Genomic DNA, 26,909 nt, shown 5'->3' on the forward strand with positions numbered 1-26,909 from the left:
AGTAGCGTATTCATAAGCTACTAGCTTTTTACTTTTACTTAAAGACTTGAACACTTCCTTTGAAGTTTTTATTACTAAACTTCACGATATAGAAATAAGTACCACTACTGATTTCTTCTGCAGCCCATTTAAATTCTCTATCTGTACTAGAGTAAACCGATTCACCCCATCTATTCACTATTTGAATCTCTTCAAAGTAACTTTGGCAATTGTCTGTTGGAAGGACATGATGTAAGTAAAAGTGATCTCCCTTCCCATCTCCATTTGGCGAAAAAGCATTTGGGAATGGCTTTTCTAAACTTAGATAATCACTAATGAGAAGCTCCAATTCTATGGTATGTGTAAGAGCTGTGTTACAATTTTTTAATTCTTCAATTTCGAAGGTTAGAAGTATTTTGTTTTCTGTTTGACCATCAGGAATCAATTCGCAAAGAGCATCAATAGAGAAGTCAAAAGGAGTGGTTTCAGAAACTATTTGATCATTCAAATTTAGCTGACTTAGAATGTTTCCATCACTACTTTTAATGGTTAGGTTCAGCATGTCATTTTCTTGGTCAATGAATTGAAGGCTGAAATCTGCTAAACCTCCAATAAACATGCTTTTTTGGTAATAGAGAGAATCTGTTGTGTTTGCTCCCCTAAGTGTCATTTTAGGAGCTGTATTTTCCGTTGGATTATGTATGACCGTTACCTTAATTTTTAACTCTGTCTCACCTCTTTTTCCACAATCATCATATTCTTCTCCTTTTACTTTTATGAAATATGATTTTGGTGCAAAGCCATCTTCGCTATTAAGAATAGAGCAGTCTCCAACTACATTCAATTGTAAACTTTGATTAGGAGTTCCTTTTACTTCTCCTAATAATGATCCTGAAGTTTCGAAGCTAAAGTTTTGTTGATGTGCACTAATTGAAATAGCGTAGGGGTCTTGGTCTTCTCCTAAAATTGAAATCGTTTTCAGTTGATTACTCCCGACCTCTAATAAATAACAATCTAGATTTTCATCATACTCTAAATCAGATGAAAGCTTCATAGGCGAGTTTTCAGGTCTGATGAGGTGAATCTCGATGTTTATTTTTGTTTCGCTTATCACTCCGCATTCAGCAATGTCTTTTGCAATTCCTTCTAGCTCAAAAATATGCTCAAACTCATCTGAAGCAAATAATTCACAGTTAGGGTTGATTGTGAATGTTTGAGTAAGGAGACCTCTTCCGAAAGCCTCTGAAGGAGATATTCCTAAAATGTTTAAGGTATCAGCCGAGGTATTCCACGCAAAAGCTATTGAATCTCTGTCTAGGTCATTAATTTCTAAAGAAAAGCTCGATTCATGATTGACTAGAGCTTTTAAAATGTACTTCTCTTCTTGGAGTATAATATCTGTTTCTATGGTTGGAGAATTGTTAGGATTTTGCTCTTTTAAATTCACCCATACTTCATCTCTTAATGGTTGAGAACAGCTTTCATCCCATACCTCAATTAAAAAAGCTACTTCATTAGCGTTTTGTGATATACAGCCATCAAGGCATACGTCAAAAGTTGCATAACCTAATTCATTAACTCTTTGATTGAAATTTAGTACCGAAATCTTATTTAAATCAATTCCTCTGCTTTCCTTTATTCTTAATGAAATATTATCCGAATCAACATCAAGTACATTTACTGAAAAGCATTCAAGATTCTCAGTGTTATCAATCTCAATTCCTTCAGAGGTTCTTTCCCAAAGTTGTGAATTACTCTGAAGCGATTCAATAATTGGAGGTGTCGCTTCTTGGCATTCATTGACTAGAATCTGAAAATCTCTACGGACTTCTCCAATCTTTTCACCATCTCTAAATTCTTCGCACTTTACTGCAAATACGAATAGCCCTTCTTCACTTGGAGTAACTGACAACATTCCTGTGTCGTCATTAATGCTTAAAGCAGGCTGCCCTTTTATTAATTCAGCAAGACTATGACCATTGGTGAAAGTGACTTCGGGGTAAGGGCCACTCTGAGGTGCAGGAAGAGGATTAAGAGGTGAACTGTTTCCTTCCAAAGGGACAGATAACGAATATTTTAATTGATCTTCATCAGAGTCAATAGCTCCGAAATCAAAAGAAAATGGTTGTCCTACACATGCATAATTGTTTTCAACTTCCTTGAAGTTTGGAGAAGAATTGATAAAAGAAGTTCTGTTCTGATTAACGGCAGGGAATTCTAGATAAAAGGTTTGGCCATTGAATTCTGGTTCAATGATGTTTACGATAGTTGCATTTCTACAACATCTTTCGAATGAGAAATAATAACCGTTCAGATCGGTATAGATTGTAGGGGAAAGTGTTATCGTATTTTTATAAACTATTTTGGTCGTTACAATCTCAGGAATTGAACATTCTGGATATTTGTAGTTCACAGGTGTCTGAGAGCTTAAACTCAACTCAAATGTTTCGACCCAGTTATGATTTTTAGTAAAAGCTGAAATAGGGACAATTCGATCTATCGCTTGATGATTTCCATTTATTTCATCAAAATATATGATTAAGGAAAGTTCATACCTATTCCCATTTAAGTGTTTGAGGTTTAGATTTCCACCAACAATATGAGTTGCAAAAGAAGGTAATGCACATGCCCAAAATAGGAATGTACACAGAAGTAGTCTGTAAGTACGTAGTGTCATAGTCAAGTACTGATAATAGGTTAAATCTTACTTATAGCTGGGTTAAGTATGATTTTAGGTCAATTAGGTTTTTTGGTAGTATAATGAAACGCAATTTATTTGAGTAGCGCAAGTTATGTGTTATGATTATTGGTTATTTATCTGAATCTTAAGCTTTACTCTTTATTTATTGCAAATCAGTATATTTTCTGACTTCGTAAGTAATAGTTGGAGAAATGATGTATTTTGAAATGAATACTCTTACTTTTGTAGGTGTGCTACAAGCTTTAGAAGCTATGATAAAGTATAAAAACGAAGACCAATTAGAATATACAAAAGGGAACACAAATCCATTATCTGTGTTGATTTCATCAGAAAATGGAGAGTTTTTAGCCCTTGAACAAGAATACTTGAAGTTGTTAAGTCAACAGGATATTTCAGCTAAAATGCTTGAAAAAGCTTATTCAATGCTAGTTGAAAAATATCCGAGTAGTTCAAGTATGCCTTTTTCTGCTATTTATTTTAATGAGAATAATCAACTCTGTTCTTATCATTCAGGAGGTCATCATTTATTTCTTTTGAGAGGAGGGATGTTAATCAGATTGAATAAGAAAGATAATAGTACTATCTCAACTTTTATAAATCAAGATTTAGATTCTGAGTCTACTTCAGAGGTCTTAGAAAATGTCAAGTTAATTCATGGAGACCTTTTGTTGCTTTGCCCAAATAGGCTTTTAAATTATGTGGACTCCTATTATCTACAGAAAATTGTCTCTTCAAACCAAACATTAGCAGAGAAGAAACAAACAATAAATGATATTCTTCAGAAAGAGACGACTGAGAGTATTTCGTTCATACTGAAGGAAGTTAAAGGTAAAGTTGAGAAACAACCTTTGGCAACTCCAATGAATCAGAAGCAGAAAATCTTTAAAATAATTCAGACAAAAGATTTTATTGCTTTTGCCTCAATGGTGGGTTTTGTTGGTTTAATCTTAGGTTTTCATCTTTTTACATTTTCAAACCTAACTTCTGATAAAGAAGATACAAAGGCTAAGAATGAAATTTTATTAGCTGATCTTGATAAGAAAGATGATCAATTAGCATCTATAATAGCCAATGAAAAATTGGAAAAAGATTGGATAATTCAACGTTCTTTTGATCGACTTGATACCGAGAAATGTCGTTTATATGCTTTATTCAGAGATGATGAAGGTGTTTTGAAATCATCTGATGTTGCACATTTATTTCATGTCCCAACTGCTACAATCAAATACATTCCGGTTGGTAAAGAAGGTTGGTTTATAGTACCTGTCAAAGGGGTTCATTTTGTGAAAAAAGGGGATACCTTTAAGAAAGTAGCTAAACAGTATTATGCGGATCAAGCTAAAGCTGCAGTACTACTTCAAATGTTTAATCGCAATTGGCAGATTGGTAAATATGCTTTTTTACCTTTTGAAGAAAACTAGAATTTCATTTTGCTAATGAAGGTTTTATGATTAGTGAATGTGATTAAAAATGGGTTTCTTTGCATAAAATATTGAATTATAAAGATGAGTAAGGAAAAGGAAAGGCTGAAAAAAACAATCGATTTACATCTTAAGAAGTTTGTTACAGCTTATTTCAAGAATGAGGCAGAAGTGAAAATCAGTAGAGAGGTTAAAGCTCTAAAAAAGTATAGTTTTAAAGATGATGCTGAAAAAGCTATGGCCGAATTGTTGACAGTATCTAAAGTTACTAAGGAATTACTTCAACAAGAGGAAGAAAGACTGGTTTTTGAATCTATGAAAAGAAACAAAGGAGAGGCTTAAGCTTTTCTTCTTTTTAAACCTCAAATAGAATTAAGATAAAGCGAAAGAGTCAGGTACATTTAAAGTATCTGACTCTTTTGTCTTTAAGCATTTCTAAATTTTCTTTTTTTGACACCAAATCTGTAATTGACAGAAAAAAGTCCTGCACTTCTATCGCCACATATTTGAGCCTCCGTTCTTATTTGCCATCGCCTATTGATTTGCCATTGAGCACCTAATAATAAGTTGTATGGGTATTCTATATATTTATCCATAGAGTACTGTATGGTGCTGTTTCCTTCAAGGCTTGATAATCCATCTTGAACATTGTTATAAGGAGTTTCATATAATTTTTGTTTGATCGGAGAGAGGTTGTCATACCAAATAGCTAATTGTTGTTGAGTCTGTTTGATCTGCTCAGAACCATTAGGGAAAATATCAGAAGCATCAATTTGTCCTGCTGTTTCTGTTCCAAATCGGGAAAATTGAAGGCCTGTCCATAATGCAATATTCATTTCAGGTTTATTTTTGATTTTAAAGGTTGGCCCAGTTCTGATTCCAGCAGTTAGTACTTTTGATGGATCATCCAGCTGTGGGCTGAATGTCCAAACTTGATTCGCATCAACAGAAATGAAGAATTTACCGATTCCACCAGCGAGCATAGCTCCAACACCATAGTATTTGCTCTCAACATCAACTATAGGGTCAAGGTTAATGGGTTCTACCACATGGATATTTGTATTAGAATAGCTTTTCCCAGCAATACCATAGACATCTAGAAATGGAAGAACCCAAGTATCAACTCTTGTATTGATTGAGTGAATATTTACTTGATTATCCTTGAATTTGATAATAGGATCTAGATCAATCATACCATGATTATTGAAACCTACTTGCATTTTATCGATAGCTAACATCTGTTTTCCAGTAAGGTAGTTGATCATGATTCCATGAGGGTAGGGAAGAGTAAAACCTTTTTCGTTGACGTTTTCTCCAAGTAATGGAAATATGTATTGATAATCATTTATCTCAGTTGAGTCACTGATGTTTTTAATGACAGCTTGTTGAGCAAATGAATGATTTGGTATAACTAGGTTTATGAAGTTTAGAATAAAGAGAAAAATTAGTCCTTTTTGACAAGCACAGAAAAATAAGAGCATAGGTAAGCTCTCAAACTTTTTCTTAAATAAAGTTTGCATTTAAAATAGATTAATAATGTTCCTTCATGGAAGTACTTTCCATCAAGTTTAAATTAGGTTAATTAGGTGTTCAAAGATAGAAAGACTTTTGATATGTTTGTTTCTAGAGTAAACCATTTGCAGGTTTTTCAGCTAATAATTGTGAAGTAGGGAATGAATGTAAAAAGGCTGTTTTAGTTTATAAACAGCCTTTTTTATGATTAGTAAAGTTTAGAATCCGAACCTATAATTCAGTCCTGTCATTAGAAATTTATTATTTTCAGCAATTCCATATTCTCCCCTTAGCGCAAAATGATCATTGAATTCAAAACTAAAGCCACATTGGACTGTCCAAGTTTGAAGTAATTCTTTTTTGATCGAGTAGTTGACTCTTGTGTTTTCAAGTGTACTTATGATTTGATTTCGTATGGCATCTGGAAGTTTTGGTTCTTCTGGGTCTTCAATATTTGTAAGAAGCTCTTTAAGGTCAATAGTACCTGGAGAAGCTTTATCATTCATAAAGTTTCGATTCATTGCTCCTAAATATATAGCAAATCCTTGTTTACCATTGTTGATCTCAAACTTTTTTCCAATACGCATTGAATAAGTGCTAACAGGGACGAGTTCATCAATTAAGTCAGTACTACTTACAGAATAATTCATATCTACAGTAGTAAACCAGCCCTTAATGCCATACATCAGAGAGACTCCCCCTCCGTATGCTAGAGCATCAAAATCTACTGTTGTCATGTCAGGTCCTAGTCCTACAGAGGTTGTTCCTTTTACATCTGCAATCATACCATAAACATTCAGAAATGGAAGTAAGTAAATATCCATTCTATAGTTCCAGCCATTTGCTGTTGCTAAAGTCACTTCTTCGTTAAGAGCACCTATGATGTGGTCGTCGACTAGCCCATCAATCATCTCTTGAGACATGTTTTGACCCAAATACGATTTAGGAATTTTATTCCCATTTTCATCGAGTTTATATTCACCATGTCGATCCTTTTTATACTCGATAGGATTTAGATCAATAGTTAAGTCTGAAATCCCCATTCCCATGGTACTACTAACATAATTCACACTAAATCCAATGGGTAGAGGCATTTTTATTCCTTTTTTATGTGCTTTTTGTCCCCAAATAGGGAGTGAATATGGATACTCTTTTAAACTGTCTTTTACAATTAGCTGAGCATAACTTTGTGACTGAAATAATAAAATTGTAATGCTCAAGAGGGTAAAACCTCTGAGTACGATTAGATAGTTGTTGTTTGTTTTTAAGATTAAACCATTTTTACCTTTTGATAAAGATTGCATTTTTCAATATTTTCTATTTGAACAATGTTAGTTGGTTTATCTTGATTGTGATATGTTTATGACACAAAGTAGAAGGAGAGCGTTGGGAAGGTGTTTTAAAATTTCTTAAATACAGTTTTAAAACTATACATGATGTAGGAGTGGGGAGCTGGGTAATAGGTTGAAAATAAAAAAGGTCCTCTAAGTAGAAGAAACTTAGAGGACCTTTTTTACATGTATAATCCCATGGGTTTTTCAGAGACTTTTTCCCATGTTGAAATATTTTTTCTGAACTCAGCATAACTTTTAAATACCTTTTGTGAAAAAGGATCATTTTCTACTAATGAACCAATGACTTCCTCCGATATTTGTTTAAGTGATTGCATGACCTGATCTGGGAAAGCTTTTAGTTGTACATCAGATTCCTCCATGATCTTGTTTAAATACAGATTATTCATCGCGTCAAACTCAGCTCTCATTGAGGTGTTATATTTCAATGAAACGGTTTCGATCATTTGTTGTAATTCTTTCGGAAGACTTTCGTAAGCTTTCTTATTACAAACTAATTCGAGCATTGGACCTGGTTCATGCCAACCTGGGTAGTAGTAGTATTTTGCTATTTTATGAAAACCCATAAGATAATCATGATAAGGGCCAATCCATTCTGTAGCATCAATAACTCCTCGTTCTAGGTTTGTATAAATTTCTCCACCAGGTACAGTAACAGCAGCCCCACCAGCTTTCGCTAAAACTTTTCCCCCAAGTCCAGGCATTCTCATCTTAAGACCATTATAGTCTTCAATGCTATTTATTTCTTTATTGAACCAGCCACCCATTTGCACTCCTGTATTTCCACATGGAAATGGAATAAGTCCTACTTTGTCGTAGAGTTCTTTCCAAAGTTTCCAACCTCCACCATATAATATCCAAGAGTTCATTTGAGAAGCGGTCATTCCAAATGGAATAGCACAGAAAAATACTGCAGAAGGCATCTTTCCTCCCCAATAATAGGAAGCACCATGTGCCATCTGAACACCTCCAAGTTGAACGGCATCAAAAGATTCTAATGCAGGAACTAATTCACCTGAGCCATAAACTTGAATTTTAAGTCTCCCTTCGGAAAGGATTTCAAGTTCTTTGGCCAGATCAACTACTCCAGTACCTAATACAGGGAAATTTGGCGGCCATACAGTTACACATCGCCAATTGTAGGTTTTAGATTTCTTCTGAATCTGAACCGATTTAATCTTATCTTGATTACAAGCACTCACTAAGCTTCCGCTTAGAACAGTACCAGCCAAAATACTCGCATTTTTTAAGAATTTGCGTCTTTTATCAGCTGACATTTTCTCCTTATTTGTTAGTATGTGTTGTTTAAATAGTTTTAAGATAAGGAAAAATTAAGATTATACAATTGTGATCAGATTAGATTAAAATCATAAAAAAAGGAATGTTTTCAATTTGAAAACACTCCTTTTAATATCTATATAAGTCTTTTGATAACCTAAACAGTTATTTTAATCTTTTTTTTAAGCTGATAAAGCATATCATCTGTCATAGCCGCAAGGTCAAATTTTTCATTCCAACCCCAATGTTCTTTAGCTACAGAATCATCTATACTTGAAGGCCAAGAGTCTGCGATAGCCTGCCTAAAATCAGGTGAGTACTTAATTTTAAATTCAGGGTAATGCTTTTTAATTTCCTCATAAATTTCTTTAGGAGAAAAACTCATTCCAGCCAAATTGTAGGATGTACGAACTTTAATCTTTTCAGCAGGTGCTCTCATCAATTCGATAGTAGCACGAACAGCGTCAGACATATACATCATTGGAAGGTAAGTGTCTTCTGAAAGGAAGCAATCGTACTCATTTCCTTCAATAGCTTTGTAGAAAATATCTACAGCATAGTCAGTCGTTCCACCTCCAGGCAAAGAACCATGGCTGATAAGACCAGGATATCTGATACTTCTTACATCAACACCATATTTTTCGTGGTAATATTGACACCACATTTCACCTGCTAATTTACTGATACCATAAACGGTATTAGGTTGCATAACTGTATCTTGAGGCGTGTTGTCCATTGGTGTATTTGGTCCGAAGACTGCAATAGAACTTGGCCAGTAGACTTTGATACTTTCTTCCTTGGCAATATCTAAGATACTTAAGAGGCTAGTCATGTTGATGTCCCAGGCCATTTTAGGGTTTTGCTCCCCTTTAGCTGAAAGAATAGCCGCTAGATGATAGATTTCTGTAATCTCGTATTTTTTTACAATTTCATACAGTCTATCAGAATCCATTATATTAAGATTTTCAAATGGTCCATCTAAAAGTGTTGCTTTAGGTTCTGCAATATCAGAAGCTACAACATTTGTTGTACCATAAATCTTACGCAACTCTACAACTAAATCAGTTCCTATTTGTCCACAGGCTCCGATAATGAGTATTCTTGTTGGTTTATCCATGATGTTTATTTCTTCAAATAGACATTAGACGGCCTCTCACCTCCATCTAAAAATCCTAATCTTACTTGTAAAAGATAAAATGGTTGAAAAAGTGTACTTTTAGCTTAGTAAATAGGCTCTCGCCACTCCCAACTGCTGAGTTATGTTATTTACAAACATATCTCATTTGAAGATAAAAATGAAGTTTTATTAGCTGTAAACATTGCTTGAAATGTACGATTTAGAATCTTCATATGAATTCTCAAATCCTATTTTATGTTTCTCAATAAAGGTTATAAATACTTGTAAAAATTGTAATCGAAAATTTCTGTTCAATTCACTTATTTTCTCAAATGGTTCATATAATCGACAATCTACCGAATGATGTTTTAGGTTTTCAGTTGACAAAAATTATTACAGGCGAGGATTATGAAAATATTATTATACCTGCTGTTGAAGCTGCTTTCTCAGAAAGAAAAAATCTAAGACTTTTATATTTTTTAGATCAAGAATTTGAAAAGTTTGAAGGAGCCGCTTTGTGGGATGATACAAAAGTAGGTCTTAAGCATTATACGCATTGGGAAAAAATAGCGATTGTAACAGATTCTAAATTATTGAAAGAGTCTTTGATGATTGCAGGTTTTTTTACACCAGGGGAATTTCAGTTTTTCTCAATTTCTGAGTTAGCAGAAGCCAAAGAGTGGTTGAAATCTGAATTGGAAGAACAACATTTACGACCAAGGCTTTAAGTAGGTATCCTGATAATTAAATCTTGTGTTTTATTAATTTATGGAGAAGTTGGTCTGGTCTAAGCCCTAATGATATTTGTATTATAATCCTTTTTTACTTATATTCATCAGCGCTTCAATAAATGATGGGGTACACATTGACGATTGTGTGTCTGGTATGTTTAGATAGTAGGATTTTTATAAGTTCTTTTATTGTATTGTTAATACATTTAAATTTTTAAACTCATTCCTATGTTAACCGTATACATACTCAAATTAAACATATAGTGAAACCCTATTTTTTATTTTGAAATAAGCTATAAATAAATTTTTATTGTTTTTAGATTTTTAAACCTACTTTAAACCAATAATTACTATGAACGAAAAAGTACAGGAAATGATCGAAAATGCTCTTAAATCTGGGGCTACAGTTTTACAAACTACAGGTGGTAAAATTGAAATCAAAAACGAAACAAATAAGTAATTAACCCCCGTTCTAAAAACGGGTTTTTTTATACCCAAAATCTACTTGGTTTAATGTTGTATATTTTTTAATACTATCTTTCATACTTTTTGATATGAGAAAGATTTACTTTGACCACCCCAAGAAAAAGTGGAAAATGATATCTACGCTATTATCTGTTATACTTATTTTTTACAGCTTAGTATCTCTCTTTATATATCCTATACTTTCTGATACTATAAGTTTGCTCTTAGGTGTTCTAGGAGTTATGATTTTGAGTGGGATCTACTTATTCCCTTTATTCTTGAGTAATTATGTGTGGTGGAATAAAAATCTAATTCTAATCAAATTGGAAGTTATAGAAATCAGTTTTTTAAAGTATAAAAAGATAAAGTCTGTTCATATGGACTTAGGAAAGTTAGCAATCATCAAAAAAAGTGGTGAAAAAATAGAATTAGATATGAGTGAGTATGATGAAGTTGATACCGGAATCTTACTGACTTTGATCTTACAGCATAGCCTATAAAAAAGCCCTTCTGAAAATATTCAAAAAGGCTTTCTGTAGTTCTTTACATCGACTATTAATGATTTTTTAAGTTTTCTAGCTCATGTTTGTATTCTTCGCTATGATAAAAACGATCAATGTATTTTTGATTTAACTCATCACTATCTTTGTATTTTTTGCGCATAGCTATTAGCCTTTGATGAAGTTCTTTTACGATTTCAGCATATTCTGGATCATCATAAACATTCTTCATCTCCATCGGGTCTTTTTTACGATCGTATAATTCCCATTCATCAACATCATGATAGAAGTGAATAAGTTTGTATTCTTTAGAAACTAAGGCATAGTGACGTTTTACCATATGAATAGAAGGATATTCGTAAAAATGGTAATAAACATCTTCTCTATCCCACTTACTGGTGTCTCCTTCAAGTAATGGAACTAAACTCTCACCTTGCATGTCTTCTGGTACTTTAATTCCTGCAGCATCTAAAAAGGTAGGAGCAAAGTCTAGATTTTGAACCATTTCTTCAGAAACAGTACCTTCTTTAATATGTTCAGGCCATCTAATGAGTAAAGGTGTTTTAAATGATTCGTTATATGCAAATCGTTTATCGAACCATCCATGTTCGCCTAAGAAAAATCCTTGATCAGAAGTATATACAACTATTGTGTTTTCAGCTAATCCAGATTTGTCTAGGTAATCGAGAACTCTACCTATGTTTTCATCTACCGATTCAATACAAGCAAGATAGTCTTGAATATATCTTTGATACTTCCATCTCATCTTTTCTTCATCGGTCATTTTAGGCCAATTTTCTTTGAAAACATTATTGATAGAATCTACTATAGGATCATAAAGAGCTTTTTGTTCTTTATTTGCTCTGTTATAAGGTCCATAAAAACCATTTGGAAATGAATCAACCACAGGCAGTACATCTTTCATTTCAGCGAGCGTTTCTGGTCTGATTTTACTATCATGACCATATTGCATATGGTTTAGGATATTCATCTCAGCAGTTTTAGCTGCTGTTCCTCTTCCTTCATAATTATCAAAAAGTGTTTCTGGTTCTGGGAATGTCATTCGACTGTACTTTTCGAATTTATCAGCTTTAGGCCACCATGGTCTATGAGGGGCTTTATGCAGGTACATCATCATGAACGGTTTTTCTTGATCCCTTTCTTCCTTAAGCCAATCAATGGTAAGATCTGTAATAATGTCTGTGACGTAACCTATAATAGTTGTGTCTCCTTTTTCAGTGATAAGGTCGGGGTTTATATAATTACCTTGGTCAGGTAAGATCATAAACTTGTCTACACCTTTAGGATTATTTCCAAAATGTAATTTTCCAAACATGGCTGTTTGATAGCCGTTTTGCTGGAATATCTGAGGGAAAGTCACTTGTGTCGTGTCAAAAGGCATCACATTATCAATTTTTCCATTGATGTGGGTATGCTTGCCTGTTAGGATAGTCGCCCTTGATGGTGCACAAATTGAGTTGGTAACACATGCATTGGTGAAACGAATACCTTCATTGGCTAATCTATCAATCTGAGGAGTCTGAATCAAACGATCATCATAAGCACTAATGGCTTGATAGGCATGGTCATCAGACATGATAAATAGAATATTAGGTTTTTTAGCTTCTTTTTTACTTTGACAAGAAACAATAAATGAGCTAACACTCAATAATAAATAGAGTGAGATCTTTTTCATATTTAAAAACTTTCAATAAAAAATTGGTTAGATGGTAGTTGAATCACTATTCAAATGGGTGTGATTTTTTTAGAAGCGATTCAGTTTATAAGGTAGGAGTATTGCTTTAAAAAGTAGTTTTTACTTTTCTAAATATTTCGTAATAAAAGTATGTTCTTGGAATTGTGGAAGGTGGAAACCTAAAAATTATGCTGTAGCGCTATCAGTTTCAAGTAAAATCCATTTTTGGGCATCTTCAATATTATTAAATAGATGTCCATTGATTATACATCGGTTCTTTAAGACCGTTTCTATAAAATTGAATTCTTCTTGAATTTCAAAGGCATGGTTGACCCAAGCAATTCGATAACTCATATTCATTTCAACACGCTTGAATATTTCTATCATGTCAAAACTAAATTTGAAATCAATTTTTTCTGCAACTACGGTTTCTCCTAAGATATTGTAACAATTATATTTTTTGCACGAAGAAATAATGTCTTTCCACATATCAAGAGTCGTGTCAAAATCATTGATACCCTTAGCTTTAACATGGATATAGCCTGTTTTCAAAGAAATAGTATAATTAGTGTCCATATTGTTCTTCGTAGCAAATAGGTGAGAATTATATTTGTATTTAAATTAGAAATATAATTTTGATATTCATCTTAACGCCTTAGATAAAGTTGTTATAGTGCAATTTATACTTAGAATATTTTTGGTTTTGTTGTTGAATTCTTCCTATGGTTGATTGTACTATGTTAATCGTGTGAGTTTTTCAAGAAATTCTATTGTGGCAAACCTTTATGAGCATAATCCTATTTGTATTTTTATTATTTCGTTTAAAGAGAAAGTAGGATTGATAGTGTTGAGATAAGATTACTTTCCTAATAAATTATTGTACTATTTTGTCTTTGTTATTGGAATCTGACAATTATTTATCAATTCAATGCGTTTTTCGCGTTGTTAATATTAACTAATACTCATTTTTTAATATTTTTGTTTTCTGTTTACTATCTATTCTATTTTTAGCTAAGAATTTTTTCTTATTAATATGAAAAAGACTTATTACCTGTTATTACTTCTGGTGTTTATGGGCTTATCTAAATTAAGTTATGCCCAATATACATCAAACACCGCACTATCAGATTTTACGGAGGTCTCTGCATGGGATGGAGGTACCCCCGTCTTTGATGGCACCGAAACATTTACGATCCTAAATGGACATACCTATGAAATAAATAGTGATGTGTCTGTTGGGGAATTAACAGTTGAGTCTGGGGCGACTCTTCGTACAAAAAGTGGAGATGTTTTTACTTTAACTGCTAATGATAATATTACAGTTGAAGGAACATTAGACTTATATGATGATATTCTGAATCAAACGAGTTTGGTTTGGCATTCTTCTTTAGGTACTTCGTTTACTTTATCTGGAGGAGGTTCAATAGAGTTGGGGAACGTTACATTTAAAGATCCTAATGAAGCTAATGGTACTACAGCTAGTTATGTGGTTTCTAGAAATTTGGATATTCAAGGAAATGTAACAATTGAAGATGATGCAACATTTGTAGGAGGAACAAATACCATCACTGTAGGTGGTAGTTGGTCAGAAATTACAAATGGGGCAGCATATGATGGTTCTGCTGGTGGTACCGTGATTTTTACAAATGATTTAGCAATCGCTTTATCTTCAGATGCTACTTCAAACGATCTTATCTTTCATAACGTAGAGTTTAATGGAGGCGGGATTGTTAATTTTGGAGCAGAAGTCTTTACAACTGGCAATTTTATCATTTCATCAAATACTACAGTAAATACAGGTTTGAATGTGTTGATAGATGGAGATTTTTCGGTAGAAAGTGGCTCTTCTTACAATCAAACCTTATCGACTACTAATTTCGATGGTTTCACGAACCAGAGTATTACATTATCAGGCGATGTTACATTTTACAATGTGCGTTTCGCAGATGATGATGGTGTTGATAATTTGAAAACTATAGTTGGTGATTTAAAAGCTTCAGGTCAATTACATATTGATGATTTAACGGAATTAAGCACAGCTGATCTTTTATCCTTCAATAGTTTTAGATTATCTAATACAGATCTTGATGCTACTGCTGGTATTACTGGAGATATTGAAATAAATGGAGGAACTGTTTATGACGATGAGGCAAATGGTGTTATTGATTTGAGTAACACAGGAAGTATAAAAATCTTAGGTAGCTCAAGTATTCAAGCTGGAGATGAGTTTAAGGTTAATGACTTTTTTATAGAAGATGGTATTAATCTTACCATTAATGATGGTGCACAATTAACAGGTAAATCTTCTAGTGTTTTCTCATTGGGTGATAATTCAAGATTACAGCTAAGAGGAGCAGATAATTTTCCTAATGGCTTTTCTACAGCTAATTATAGTGTTCATGAGAATTCTTTCATTTATTATAATGGGGCTTTAGCACAGAATATCGAACCAACAGATTCAAACTGGAGTTACGGTAGCTTATATTTAGATGAAGATACCAAAACACTTACTGGGAATGTTGATATAGCTAATCATATCTATTTAAGAGATGATGTTACTTTAGAGCTTTCCACATTTGATGTGAACTTAGCTGGGAATATTTATAATGAAGACGGAGGTTCAATTACTTCTGCATCTTCTGGGTATGGTACATTTACTTTTGATGGAGTAAATAATGCTCAAACTGTACAAGAGTTAGATGGTGGTACTTCTTATTCTTTTGGTAAGATTCAGGTCAATAAAACAGGTTTAACTCAAGATAGAAATGTTACGTTTTATGATAACATTAATTTCAAAGAGGAATTTGTTGTAAGCAACCCTGACGGTGCTGAAAATGCTTATTTGGTTATAGATCTCAGAGATCATGTTTTAACGAATGACTTTACTGGAGCTAGTAATTTTTCAATAGGTGATTTTGTTGAGTTACGTACTTCTTCAACTTCTGAATTCCTTAATGCTAACTCATCTACTATTAAGACATTTAGTACGAATGGATCTGTAATTAGATTTAATGGAGCTAATCAAACGATACCAACGGGTATTATTTATAATAATATTGAGTTATCTGGATCTGGTGTAAAAACTGCTGGAGGTTCTTTAGATGTTGAAGGTGATTTTTCTAGAGTAGGAGGAAATATTGATTTCAGCGATAATAGTCAGAGCATTACAATAGGTGGTGATTGGTTAATGGATCAAGATTGGACAATCATGACTGGAAGCCTGACATTTGATGGAGGAGATCAGACGGTTAGAGAATCTAATTTTAATAATGTAACCTTTGCCGGAAGTGGCACTAAAACAATTAGTGGTACACTAATAATTAATGGAGATTTAAGTATTAATGATGGTGTAACAGTATCATCTTCTGATGAAAGTTTAACTGTTGGGGGGGATTGGACTGAGAATGGAACAGGTACATTTAGTCAGTTAACAGGAACTACTACCTTAGAATCTAGTAATGGTCAAGATTTAACTACAACATCTAATTCAACATTTGGAAATCTACATATTAAAAACGATAGAGGAGTTGAATTCTATTCTGATGTGGTTGTTAGTAGAAACTTTGATCTAGATAAAAATAATGCAGAAATAGACTTAGATGTTAATACATTATTTGTAGGACGTTATTTCTACTTTGACGAAGGGACTACTATTAATTATAGAGATGGAGCAATAATCCACTTTAATGGAGATCAAGAACAACGTCTTCAGAATGCAAATACAGCAAGTTTACCATCTTTAGTTTTTTCAGGTAATGGTGAAAAGATTATCACCGATAAAGAAATAAATGTTGATGGTGATATTACAATTGATGGAGCTTATCTAGATGCTAATTCAAGAAATATATCATTAACAGGTAATTGGAATAACACGGGTACTTTTGAGTCATACAGAGCTGTTACTTTTAATGGTACTAATCAAACGATTAGTAGTTCAAATTTCCATGACTTAGTAATCTCAACAACAGGTACTACTACTCTTGAGGGTAATGTAGTTTTAAGTGGTTATATGGATATAAATGCTGGAGCTACTTTAGATGTGAGTTCTAGTAATTATTCCATATCAGTTGAGGAAGGCTGGACAAATGATGGAGCATTTGAAGCTCAAGAGGGAACAGTAACTTTTGTAGGTGGAAATGCTAATATTTACCCACACCCAACTGAGCAAACAGGAGAGTATGATGCTAATAACTTCTATAATGTAGTTTTTGAATTAGGAAGTAATAATACAGTAAGTCTATACTCAACATTTGATGTTGATAATGATCTAACAATTAACTCTGGTATTTTACATACTAGAGGGATGGATGTTTATGTAGGAGGAAGCTTTGTAAATAATGCTACTTTTTCACATTCAAATGATGCTTCTTTATTAACACTTAATGCTTCTTCTGGAACACATTTGTTTAACCCTGGAACTTCATCGTTTAGAGATATTACTGTTGATGCAAGTGGAGCAGTTTATGAATTGCAAAGTGATTTATCAATTAGTGGTTCAAACAACAGGTTACTTACTGTCCAGAATGGAGAACTTTCTCTCAATGGAAATTCAATTGAATTTTCATCAGGGACAGATATCTTGATTAATGGCGGTATTCTTGATGTTGATGAAGGTGCAGATCTTGTTTTGGGTACAGATGCAACAATCACGATGAGCAATGGTGCTTTTAAAGTAGTTGGTACTGAATCTTCACCAGCCTCATTAGCATCATCTGATCCTGACACAGGAGATTTTTATACATATACTCAAACTGGAGGTACAATTCATGCTAAAAACTATATTATCCAAAACACAAAAGATGGTTTGGATATTCAAGGTGGTAGCATCGATGCAACTGATAATTTTAGTAATGGTATATTTTCAGATGGTACTGGAAGTCAGTATCTAAAACTAAATAGCATTTCATTCACTGATTTTGATGTATTAGATGTAGTTTTTAATGAAGGACCGACTAATAACGTTGAAAGAAGTGGTGGATCAGGTGTTGTTACATTCAAGGATTACTTGGGTTCTCTTGGTGGCGAAGCTTATGAAAATGATGCGGCAAGCTTTATTGAATGGGATAATGATGCTCTAACAATTGTCAAATGGGATGGAGATGCTGGAGATGGTTTATGGAATACTGCTACTAACTGGTCAGGTGATGCTATTCCAACTTCTACAGATAATGTTGTATTAGATAATTCTCTTGTTGCGGGCAATTATAATGTAAGTATCCCTTCAGCTGTTCAAGTCAATAATTTGGATATTAATGGAGATTTGACGCTATCATTAAATGGGAATACCTTAGACATAAATGATCTAACTTTTACAGATGGTACTTTTGAACTTGGTACGAGTGGTGAAGTTCAAGTTGGAGGAAATTATATTGTAGCAAGTACAGCTGTTTTAAATGCGGGAACTTCTACAGTTAAATTTGATGGTGTATCTGGTGCTTCGAACTTGGTTTCAGTGGCAGGTTCAAATGGAAGTTTCTATAATGTGACATTTGAAGCAGAGGATGATGAAGCTAGGTATATGGTTTCTAGTGATTTATCTGTTACAGGTGATTTCACACTAACTTCAGGTTTATTTGATATACTGACAGCTAGTACAATAACTGTTGAAGGTAATTGGCAGAAAAATGGAGGTATTTTCCAAGAAGGAACAAGTACGGTTGATTTCTCAGGTGCTTCTGATCAATCCATTTCAGGTGGCGTATTTTATAATGTAATCCTTAGTGGAGGGAGTAATAAGTCTCTTTCTTCGAATATGACAATCCAGAATGATCTGACTATTAGTGCAGACGCTGGAACGGTGTTAAAGGGAGAGGATAAATTAATCTTCGTAAAAGGAGATTGGGTAAATAACAACTCAACTGCAGCCTTCGATGCAGGAACAAGTTCTGTGATTTTCAATGGAGGTAATCAGTCAATCACTGGTACATCAAGTACAGAATTTAGTACGCTTTATCTTACAGGTTCAGGTAACAAGTATTTTTATGAGAGTGCTCATATTCTTAAGGAAATGCTTATTTCTTCAACAGGAACGGTACAAGTAGAAGAGTCTGTGAGTATTACTGGAGAAGCTACTGCATCTTTAGAAATGACAAACGGAACGATGACTGTGAAAGGAGCTAATAACTTCCCTTCTAATTTCGGAACATATCAGTTATTAGGTGGCGCAGTAGAATATAGAGCAGACTTAGATCAGAATATCTACCAAACAACTTACTATAATTTAATTCTAGATATCCCAAGTACGGATGCATATAATAAAAACCTATTAGGTGATATTACTGTAAATGGTTATTTGAATATTGATAAAAGTAATGTTGTTTTCAATGTCAATAATCATACGTTAGAATTAGAAGGTAATTTAGGTGTACCTACTTCTACTACAATCAATTGGGGTACAGGTACCCTGATTCATAAAGGTGGAGGTTGGAATATCGATAGAGATATAACAGATTTCAATAATCTTATACTTAGAGGTACTAGTACTAAAGCCTTGTTAGCAGATTTATCTGTAACAGGTGATTTGACTGTTGAAGACGGTGTATCGCTTGATCTGAATGATTATGAACTAAATGGAGGTGGTGCTTTTACTTTGGAAGGAGCTGCTAGTATGGTCGTTAACGATCATCCGTCTACTACAGAGCCTGCTTTTGCCAATGGCTTTAGTTCTTATAGTTTATCAGAAAATTCAACGGTAACCATTAGTGCCCCTGATGCTGTGATTTTGCCATCTGGAGTTACTTTCGGGCGTTTGAATTTACGTGGAACATTGACTGCTAGCTTGGAAGGTGATCTAGACGTTGACGGTATTTTTGATATGAGCTCTACGACTTTCCTTGATACTGATAATGGTCACGATTTATATCTAGCAGGTTCATACGTAGATCTTCAAAACTATACTGCGAGTAATTCTTCTACAGTTTATTTTGATGGAGCTGATCAAACAATCAGAAATGATTTAAATAGTGGTTCAGAGACATTTGAATTGAATGATGTTGTATTCTCAGGTAGTGGAACAAAGACCTTAGATGGAGGGAATGATATTTGGAATATAGCAGGTGATGTAACCGTAAACTCTGGCGCATTTGTAAGATTAAGTAGACAAATGAATGTCGCTGGATCTTTTACAAATAATGGATCATTCACTCAGACTTCAAATACTTATGGGCTTGAGTTTAATGGCGTTGGAGATATCGATCTTAACTTTGGTGTTGAAAATCAATTGAGAAATGTATTCTTTAACGGAAGTGGGGGTACCTATACACTTATTACAAATGGCATGAAAGTGATTAATGGGTATTTAAATATCAGTTCTACTTCAATTGTAGATTTTGGATCACTTACTCATGAATTAGCTTCAAATACTCACTCATTTGAGGGTACAATCAATTCTACGAATGCAAGTTTTATTTTCAATAGAACTGGTGACCAATATTTACCAGCAATTGATTTATCATTTGAAGATTTTACAATAAGTGGAACAGGTCGAAAATATATTCCTGCAAATACTTATACTATAGATGACCTTCATGTTGAGAGCTCACCTTATTTGTATCTTTCAGAGGATGGCGGAGAAAACGTTTCAACTTTAATCGTAAAAGGTAATTGGTTAAACGAAGGACGTGTTTATACCTATACATCTAATGTTTATTTAGATAGTGATGATACTACCACAAAGACAATTACAAGTGGTGGATATGAGTTCTATAATCTTATCATTAATGAGTATCAAACCAATGCTAGAACTTATCAAATTCAAGATGAGCTTTACATTGAGAATGAATTGCAGGTAAAAGCGAATGCAACTCTTGAGGTTATTAATAATACATTACGTTTAGGTAATAATGATACGGATTATCCTTTAGGTGAAACACATACTGTTGAAGCAAATGGAGCAATTTACATAGGAGAAAACGGTATTTTAGAGTTTGACGGTAATGATCAAGATCAAACACTTAATGTTAGTGGTTCAATTTCATTTGTAGGGTCAACAGAGAATCTAGCCAAAATTGAAAGAAGATCGGGTAATCAAAGATTAGCGATCAACATTCTTTCTGGTGGCTCAGTAGCAGCAAGTTTTTATGAGTTTAGCCATATTGCTCATACAGGGTTTATTGTAAATTCAGGAGCAACAATTGATGCTACTCACAACTTCTCAGATGGTTTATGGACAGGTATTAGTACGAGCAATAGTGGTGATTATCGTTACCTACAAATTGATAATGATTTAGGAGCTGGTATAACGATAAATAATGTCATGTTCAATCATGATAGAACGCCGAGTCAAGGTGTACATTACAATGTAGGTCGTTTAAGTACTGCTACAGGTAAAATTACCTTTGATGGACAAATCAATGGTCGTTTGGCAGGTGCTACTTACGAAGATGATCAGAATACAGGTGATGCTGACGGTCTAATTGTCTGGAGCGGTACTACTGATATTACTTGGGAAGGTGCAGTAAGTGCAGATTGGAATACGGCTGCTAACTGGAGTTCTGGAACAGTACCAACATCAACTGAAAATGTGGTAATTCCTCTAGGTTCTCCTAATAACCCAATTATCAGTACAACAGCAGAATGTAATAAGCTGACTATATCTAATGGTATCTTATCACTTACTGATGCAGCAGATTTAACTGTTTCTTCTGACTTAACGATTGGTACGGGAACATATGCAGGTATTCTTACTGCAGCTTCAGGAGCGACTATCGAACTAGATGGTAGTTTGGATATGTCTAGTAATGCTATCTTCAAGGGTACTGAAAGTACATTTAACTTCACACCTTTAGCAGGTACAGTAAACCTTACTGCAAACGCAAATTCTGAATTTGGTAATATCATTTACAATGGTGATGTAGATTTCAGAATGATTGGTTCAGAGATTCATGTTCTAGGGAGTATGACACTTTCTAATGGTAATCTCTCAGCGATTACTAGTAATTACACTCATTATGTAGCAAAAGACTTACTGAATAATGGTGGAGATGTTTCTGCCTCTACTACGGGTCTTTTTGTGTTGAATGGAGATAACCAGACTGTTAAAGATTTTGTATTTAATGATCTTCAAATAGATGGAACAGGAGTGAAAACTTTTGAAGGAACAAATACAATTGAGGATGATTTAACTATAGTTTCTAATCTTACTTCAGCAGCAACTGCCACAATTAACTTTAAAGGTGATGTAATTATCGAAAGTGGAGCTACTTTCGATGATGGTGGTACTACTCACTATTTCTCAGGAAGAAATTGGAAAGGAGAAGGTTCTTATGCTGGTGCAGGTACAATAGAATTTGTAAGTACTGGAGATCAATATATTGAAGCTTCTAAGTTTAACAACTTAGATCTGAATTTAGCCGCATCTAATGAAGTGTATTTAATGGGTGATGTAGATGTTACAGGAGATGTTTATTTAAGATCAAATGTAAATTACTTATATACTGATGAATACCTAATTCAGAGTACAAATGGTACAGGTGAATTTGTGATGGAAGCTAGTTCAAGAATCCAAGTTCAAGGTGCAAATAACTTCCCTGATAATTTTGGTACGTATTCAATGGATGAATCTTCTACAACATTTTATAATGGAGTGGTAGATCAGACAGTAAAAGGTAATGTAGCTTACGGAAGGTTAGATTTGAGAAATCCTAACACTAAAACACTTTCAGATGATATTACTGTTCAAGAAAGACTGTATATCAATGATGCTACATTAGATGTTAGTACAAGTAACTATACTTTGACTTTGTACGATGATTTTTATAATAATTCTATAGGGTCATTCTTGGCAAGAAGTGGTGAAGTGATTTTTGCAGCTCCAACAGCTGATGATACTAATTATCAAGATATTTATTTAGGTGCTGAAGGAACGAAAGACTTTTACGATCTGACTGTAAATAGTGAAAGACGTATTGATCAAGAATACGCAACGCTGAATATTCTAAATAACTTCCGTATTGATAAAGGAGACTTTAGAATATCAGATAATGATGATAATCTTTACGTAAGTGGAAATATTACGATTCAAGACAATGGTAACTTCCAAACTAGAGGAACTTTAAACTTGATTAAGAATTCTGGACCAGCATTCATTACTTCAGGTGGAAGTACTTTCAATAATGTCATTATAAATGGTGATGCAAGTTTCAGTCTTGAAGATGAATTTGCATTGAATGGTAACTTCACGCAATTGAAAGGAACTTTCGACTTGAATGGTAATAAGGCAACTTTAGGGAATAGTTCGGATGTAATGACAGTTGAGTCAACATTTAAAGTAGGTCCAGCTGGTCAATTAGTTTTAGGTTCGAATGTTACTTTCGAGGTAAGTGAAACAGGACGATTTGAAGCAATTGGTACTTCAAGTGAATTTGCAACAATTGAATCTACATCTGGAACCAGATATAATTTCATTGTAAATGGAACGATTGCAGCACGTTACTATATATTTAGTGACTTGAATTTGAGTGGTCTTAATATTACTTCTACGGGTACAATTGACGAGACAGATAACTTAAGTTATGGTTCTTTCTCAAGAGGTATTGCTGGAGGTACTTATCTAAGAATTGAGAACACGCAAAATTTAACTAGTTCAAATCGAATTGAAGAGCTAACATTTGTAGATGACCCAGGAAATGGCGCAACAAACGTTACAAAACTTAATGCAGCTTCAGGAGATATTGAATTCTACAATACAAGAGGTAATCTTTCTGGTGAAAACTTTGATAATGACCCATATGATTTAATCTCATTCTTAGGAGATGAAACACTAACATGGGTTGGAAGTGTAAGTGAAAACTGGTTCTTGGCTAGTAACTGGTCTTCAAACTTAGGTGCAGGGAAAGTACCTACAGGCTTAGAAGATATTATCATTTCTTCAACGGCTGTAAATGCACCAGTAGTAGATGGTTCTATTGGGACTGCATTAGCTAAGTCACTTACAGTTGAGTCTGGGGCATTCTTGAATGTATTATCAGAAGTTGATGGTTCAGATTTAATTGTTTCAGGAGATGTTACAATTGAGGGTGTATTCACAAATTCAGGTAATGATGTAGATATTGAAGTTCAAGGAAACTGGTCTAAGTCAAATGCAAGTGCTGTGTTCTCACCTGGTGAAAGTACAGTAAGCTTAAATACGACTACAGGTACTAAATACATAAACAACAGTAATTCTACTTTCAATAATCTAGTGGTATCAAATGGACATTATATTTTTGAAGAGAATACTATTATTTTAGGTAACCTTTCTGTTGAAACTACAGGTACGCTTGAAGTAGATAACACAAGTTCTTTAGATGTTTATGTTGGTGGTAATCTTTCTAATGAAGGAACGTTGACACCAAATAACTCTTCTTTCTACTTCAATGCTTCAGATGGAGCAACTAAAACAGTATTAACTGGCGGTGTTGCTTTTAATGATGTGTATTTTAATCCTTCTGTTTCTAATACTTATCAATTATCAGATAATCTCACAATTGATGGTAATGCTTATGTAGATATGACTTCATTAGATTTGAATTCATATGATATGAGTGTAGGTACTGATGCTACTGATAAATTAGAAGTTGCGAATAGTGCAACATTGGAAGTGAATGGAGGAGAGACTCTTGCTTTAGGTTCTGGAACTGATTTAGTAATTGCTAACGGTGGAAAGATTAATCTGCTAGGTTCTTCTGAATCTAATAGAGCTAAAGTGTCAAGTAGAGTGAATATGCCTTATTCATTTACGGTTGAATCAGGAGCGACAATTAATGGAGAGTATTATTTGATTGAATATCTTGATGAAAACGGTCTTGAAATTTTATCTGGAGCTACGATTGAAGAAACGTCTGGTGAGGCAATGACTAATGGTGAATTCTCTAATGGAGAAAATTCAGCAAACTCTCGCTATTTACATGTAGTAAATGATTTGGGGTCTGGTATTACTTTCTCAGAAGTTAGATTTAATTCAGGACCAACTTACAATGTTGTAAGAGAATCAGGAAGTGGAAACTTAACAGTCTTTAATAGTACTGGAGCACTTTCAGGGTATACTTTTGAAAAAGATGATCAGGCAGTTTCAGATGTGGCTGGTTTAATTCTTTGGACCTATGATAATGCACCATTTATTTGGCAAGGAGATGTAAGTACAGACTGGCATACTTCAGCTAACTGGGATAGAGATGCGGTTCCATCAAGTACTTCAGAGGTTTTCATTCCTCAAGGAACTGCAAATGCGATTATTTCAACTGCAAATGCTGAAGCTAAAGGTCTTACTTTCCAAGAAGGTGGTCACTTGACAATTACAAGCGGATACAATTTGAATATTGAAGATTATCTTGATATAAATAGTGAAACCTTCATTATTCAAGACGGTTCTTCATCTACTGTAACCGTAGGAGAGAATATCTTAAACCTTAATAGTAGTGGAAGTAGTTATTTTGGAGATGCATCCACTCTAGTTTTAGAGTCTGAGTCTGCAACTCCACTGACTCTTTACTCGGATATTTCTCTTAATAATCTGACAATAAATGGTACTGCAACATATTCTACTGATGTGTTAGATGTAAATGGAAATCTTACAATCCAAAACGGAGGATTAGAATTGGCGAATACATCTAGTACTTTAAATGTAGGAGGAAATATTGATGTGCAGGCTTCAGGGACTTTAAACCTCTCAACAGGAGAAGTTACTTTAGATGGAGCTAATCAGGATATCACTTTTACAGGTACTGCGAGCTTGAATAACTTGAAATTGAACGGAACCGATGTTAAAACTTTAAAATCCTCAACGTCTGTTCATAACCTTGTAATTTCAAGTACAAGTACATTTACGATTGATGGTGGAATTTCATTGGCTGTAGATGGTGATTGGACAAACAGTGGTGTTTTCAACCACGGTAATGGAACAGTTACTTTTGAAGGTGATGAATTACAAAATATCTACCAGTCGGGAACAGGTGATTTCTATAACTTTATAGTTAATAATGATGCACCTGGTTTTGCAATCAACCTAAATGATCCGATTAATGTAGCGTCTCAGCTTACATTTACAGACGGTATTATTTTGGGAGGTACAAATGAGACAATATCGTTTGGAACGAGTTCAAGTGTTACAGGAGCATCTGCTTCAAGTTACATCGATGGTGTCGCAATCAAAGAAGGTGGTTCAGATTTCATTTTCCCTGTCGGAAAGAATGGTATTTTAGCTCAATTAGGGCTTTACGACTATAGTGGATCTTCAAGTACATTTAAAGTGGAGTACATTGAAGGCAATGCAAATACTTTGTCATCAACGTATGAAGCTGGACAACTAGAAGCTGTAAGTAGAATTGAATATTGGGATCTTGAAAGGACTTCTGGTACTGACGACGCTAATGTTAGACTTTACTGGACAGACAATGAAAGAAGTCTTATTTACAAGCTAGATGAGATTTCAGTAGCACATCTTGATACTGATGATAATACTTGGTATACCAAAGGCGGAGACGCAACAGGGCCAGCAACAACTGCAGGTTCAGTAGGTAGTGATTTCCCTCTTACAGAATATGGCTATGTTACTTTTGGTTCTAGCACTACAGATAACTTGTTACCTATTTCTTTATCATACTTTGTAGCATCTTACAAAGCAGGAGAGGTACTTTTAGAATGGGAAACATCTTCAGAAATAAATAATGATTATTTCACTGTAGAACGATCAATTGATGGAGTAAACTTCGAATCAATTGAGAAAGTAGAGGGTGCAGGATATAGCGACTTATCACTTTACTATTCAGTAATTGATGATTCTCCTTACCATGGAACTTCTTATTACAGATTGAAACAAACGGATTTCAGTGGAAGGTATACTTATACTGCAATTGTCCTTGTTTCAAGAGAATCAGATTTAGATGATTTCACATTGAAGCTTTACCCAAATCCGCTAAGAAATACAAGCTTGAATATTGAGCTAGGCGGTTTGAAAAAGCAAGAAGATGTAAGCTTAGAAGTGTATGATGTATTTGGTAAGAAAGTGATGATAAAACAATTGAAATCAGACACATCAGGCTTCTTACAATGGAAAACTGAAGAGTTGTCATCACTAAGTGCTGGAGTTTATATCTTATTGATTGATTCTGGTAGAGGTGTAGTACAACAAAGATTAGTTATAGAATAGATAGATTGAATTTTTAAATAAAGAATGCCATC

At 34.1% G+C, this 26,909-nt stretch carries 12 protein-coding genes; 5 read left to right on the top strand and 7 right to left on the bottom strand.

From position 1 onward, the window contains the following. Positions 1–34: 34 nt before the first annotated feature. Complete coding sequence (locus BC781_RS13890; RefSeq protein WP_109618733.1) at positions 35–2,656, bottom strand: T9SS type B sorting domain-containing protein; 2,622 nt, start codon at positions 2,654–2,656, stop codon at positions 35–37. A 230-nt stretch (positions 2,657–2,886) separates the two neighbouring features. Between BC781_RS13890 and BC781_RS13895 the strand changes: the two genes are divergently transcribed. Together BC781_RS13895 and BC781_RS13900 are read left to right on the top strand one after the other, a co-directional pair. After that, positions 2,887–4,101, top strand: coding sequence for a hypothetical protein (locus BC781_RS13895; protein ID WP_146201691.1), 1,215 nt, complete (start codon positions 2,887–2,889; stop codon positions 4,099–4,101). A gap of 84 nt (positions 4,102–4,185) precedes the next feature. Further along, a complete protein-coding gene (locus BC781_RS13900) occupies positions 4,186–4,443 on the top strand; it encodes a hypothetical protein (RefSeq protein ID WP_109618737.1) in 258 nt (85 codons plus the stop codon). 83 nt (positions 4,444–4,526) lie between these two features. On the opposite strand, the gene BC781_RS13905 is transcribed toward BC781_RS13900, so the two are convergent. The 4 genes from BC781_RS13905 to BC781_RS13920 all read right to left on the bottom strand — a co-directional run bounded on the left by BC781_RS13905 (position 4,527) and on the right by BC781_RS13920 (position 9,360). Next, on the bottom strand, positions 4,527–5,621 hold the full coding sequence (locus BC781_RS13905; protein ID WP_109618739.1) for a hypothetical protein: 1,095 nt from the start codon (positions 5,619–5,621) through the stop codon (positions 4,527–4,529). 210 nt (positions 5,622–5,831) lie between these two features. Beyond that, positions 5,832–6,917: a hypothetical protein gene (locus tag BC781_RS13910; RefSeq protein WP_109618741.1), complete on the bottom strand. Its 1,086-nt coding sequence runs from the start codon at positions 6,915–6,917 to the stop codon at positions 5,832–5,834. A 209-nt stretch (positions 6,918–7,126) separates the two neighbouring features. Next, a complete protein-coding gene (locus BC781_RS13915; protein WP_109618743.1) occupies positions 7,127–8,242 on the bottom strand; it encodes a TRAP transporter substrate-binding protein in 1,116 nt (371 codons plus the stop codon). 158 nt (positions 8,243–8,400) lie between these two features. Then, positions 8,401–9,360 carry an NAD-dependent epimerase/dehydratase family protein gene (locus BC781_RS13920; RefSeq protein WP_109618745.1) on the bottom strand — a complete coding sequence of 320 codons (960 nt, stop codon included), beginning with the start codon at positions 9,358–9,360 and terminating at the stop codon, positions 8,401–8,403. A 332-nt stretch (positions 9,361–9,692) separates the two neighbouring features. On the opposite strand from BC781_RS13920, the gene BC781_RS13925 reads away from it, so the two are divergent. Together BC781_RS13925 and BC781_RS13930 are read left to right on the top strand one after the other, a co-directional pair. After that, a complete protein-coding gene (locus BC781_RS13925) occupies positions 9,693–10,088 on the top strand; it encodes a SpoIIAA family protein (RefSeq protein WP_109618747.1) in 396 nt (131 codons plus the stop codon). A gap of 557 nt (positions 10,089–10,645) precedes the next feature. Continuing rightward, positions 10,646–11,056 (top strand): hypothetical protein, encoded by a 411-nt coding sequence (locus BC781_RS13930; protein WP_146201692.1) that lies wholly within the window; start codon positions 10,646–10,648, stop codon positions 11,054–11,056. Between the two features lie 55 nt (positions 11,057–11,111). Here the strand turns inward: BC781_RS13930 and BC781_RS13935 are convergent, their stop codons facing one another. Both BC781_RS13935 and BC781_RS13940 read right to left on the bottom strand, forming a co-directional pair. Further along, the gene (locus BC781_RS13935; RefSeq protein WP_109618751.1) at positions 11,112–12,752 is read right to left on the bottom strand and encodes a sulfatase family protein; all 1,641 of its coding nucleotides are present in this window, start codon (positions 12,750–12,752) and stop codon (positions 11,112–11,114) included. A 186-nt stretch (positions 12,753–12,938) separates the two neighbouring features. Continuing rightward, positions 12,939–13,328: a hypothetical protein gene (locus BC781_RS13940; protein ID WP_109618752.1), complete on the bottom strand. Its 390-nt coding sequence runs from the start codon at positions 13,326–13,328 to the stop codon at positions 12,939–12,941. 457 nt (positions 13,329–13,785) lie between these two features. Here BC781_RS13940 and BC781_RS13945 point away from each other — a divergent pair, with 457 nt between their 5' ends. Then, complete coding sequence (locus BC781_RS13945) at positions 13,786–26,877, top strand: T9SS type A sorting domain-containing protein (protein WP_146201693.1); 13,092 nt, start codon at positions 13,786–13,788, stop codon at positions 26,875–26,877. Positions 26,878–26,909: the final 32 nt, after the last annotated feature.

It is taken from the genome of Sediminitomix flava (assembly GCF_003149185.1).
Taxonomy (GTDB): domain Bacteria; phylum Bacteroidota; class Bacteroidia; order Cytophagales; family Flammeovirgaceae; genus Sediminitomix; species Sediminitomix flava.

Coding starts and splice junctions, on each gene's coding strand:
- BC781_RS13890 (WP_109618733.1), bottom strand. CDS start 2,656: ATGACACTACGTACTTACAGACTACTTCTGTGTACATTCCTATTTTGG.
- BC781_RS13895 (WP_146201691.1), top strand. CDS start 2,887: ATGAATACTCTTACTTTTGTAGGTGTGCTACAAGCTTTAGAAGCTATG.
- BC781_RS13900 (WP_109618737.1), top strand. CDS start 4,186: ATGAGTAAGGAAAAGGAAAGGCTGAAAAAAACAATCGATTTACATCTT.
- BC781_RS13905 (WP_109618739.1), bottom strand. CDS start 5,621: ATGCAAACTTTATTTAAGAAAAAGTTTGAGAGCTTACCTATGCTCTTA.
- BC781_RS13910 (WP_109618741.1), bottom strand. CDS start 6,917: ATGCAATCTTTATCAAAAGGTAAAAATGGTTTAATCTTAAAAACAAAC.
- BC781_RS13915 (WP_109618743.1), bottom strand. CDS start 8,242: ATGTCAGCTGATAAAAGACGCAAATTCTTAAAAAATGCGAGTATTTTG.
- BC781_RS13920 (WP_109618745.1), bottom strand. CDS start 9,360: ATGGATAAACCAACAAGAATACTCATTATCGGAGCCTGTGGACAAATA.
- BC781_RS13925 (WP_109618747.1), top strand. CDS start 9,693: ATGGTTCATATAATCGACAATCTACCGAATGATGTTTTAGGTTTTCAG.
- BC781_RS13930 (WP_146201692.1), top strand. CDS start 10,646: ATGAGAAAGATTTACTTTGACCACCCCAAGAAAAAGTGGAAAATGATA.
- BC781_RS13935 (WP_109618751.1), bottom strand. CDS start 12,752: ATGAAAAAGATCTCACTCTATTTATTATTGAGTGTTAGCTCATTTATT.
- BC781_RS13940 (WP_109618752.1), bottom strand. CDS start 13,328: ATGGACACTAATTATACTATTTCTTTGAAAACAGGCTATATCCATGTT.
- BC781_RS13945 (WP_146201693.1), top strand. CDS start 13,786: ATGAAAAAGACTTATTACCTGTTATTACTTCTGGTGTTTATGGGCTTA.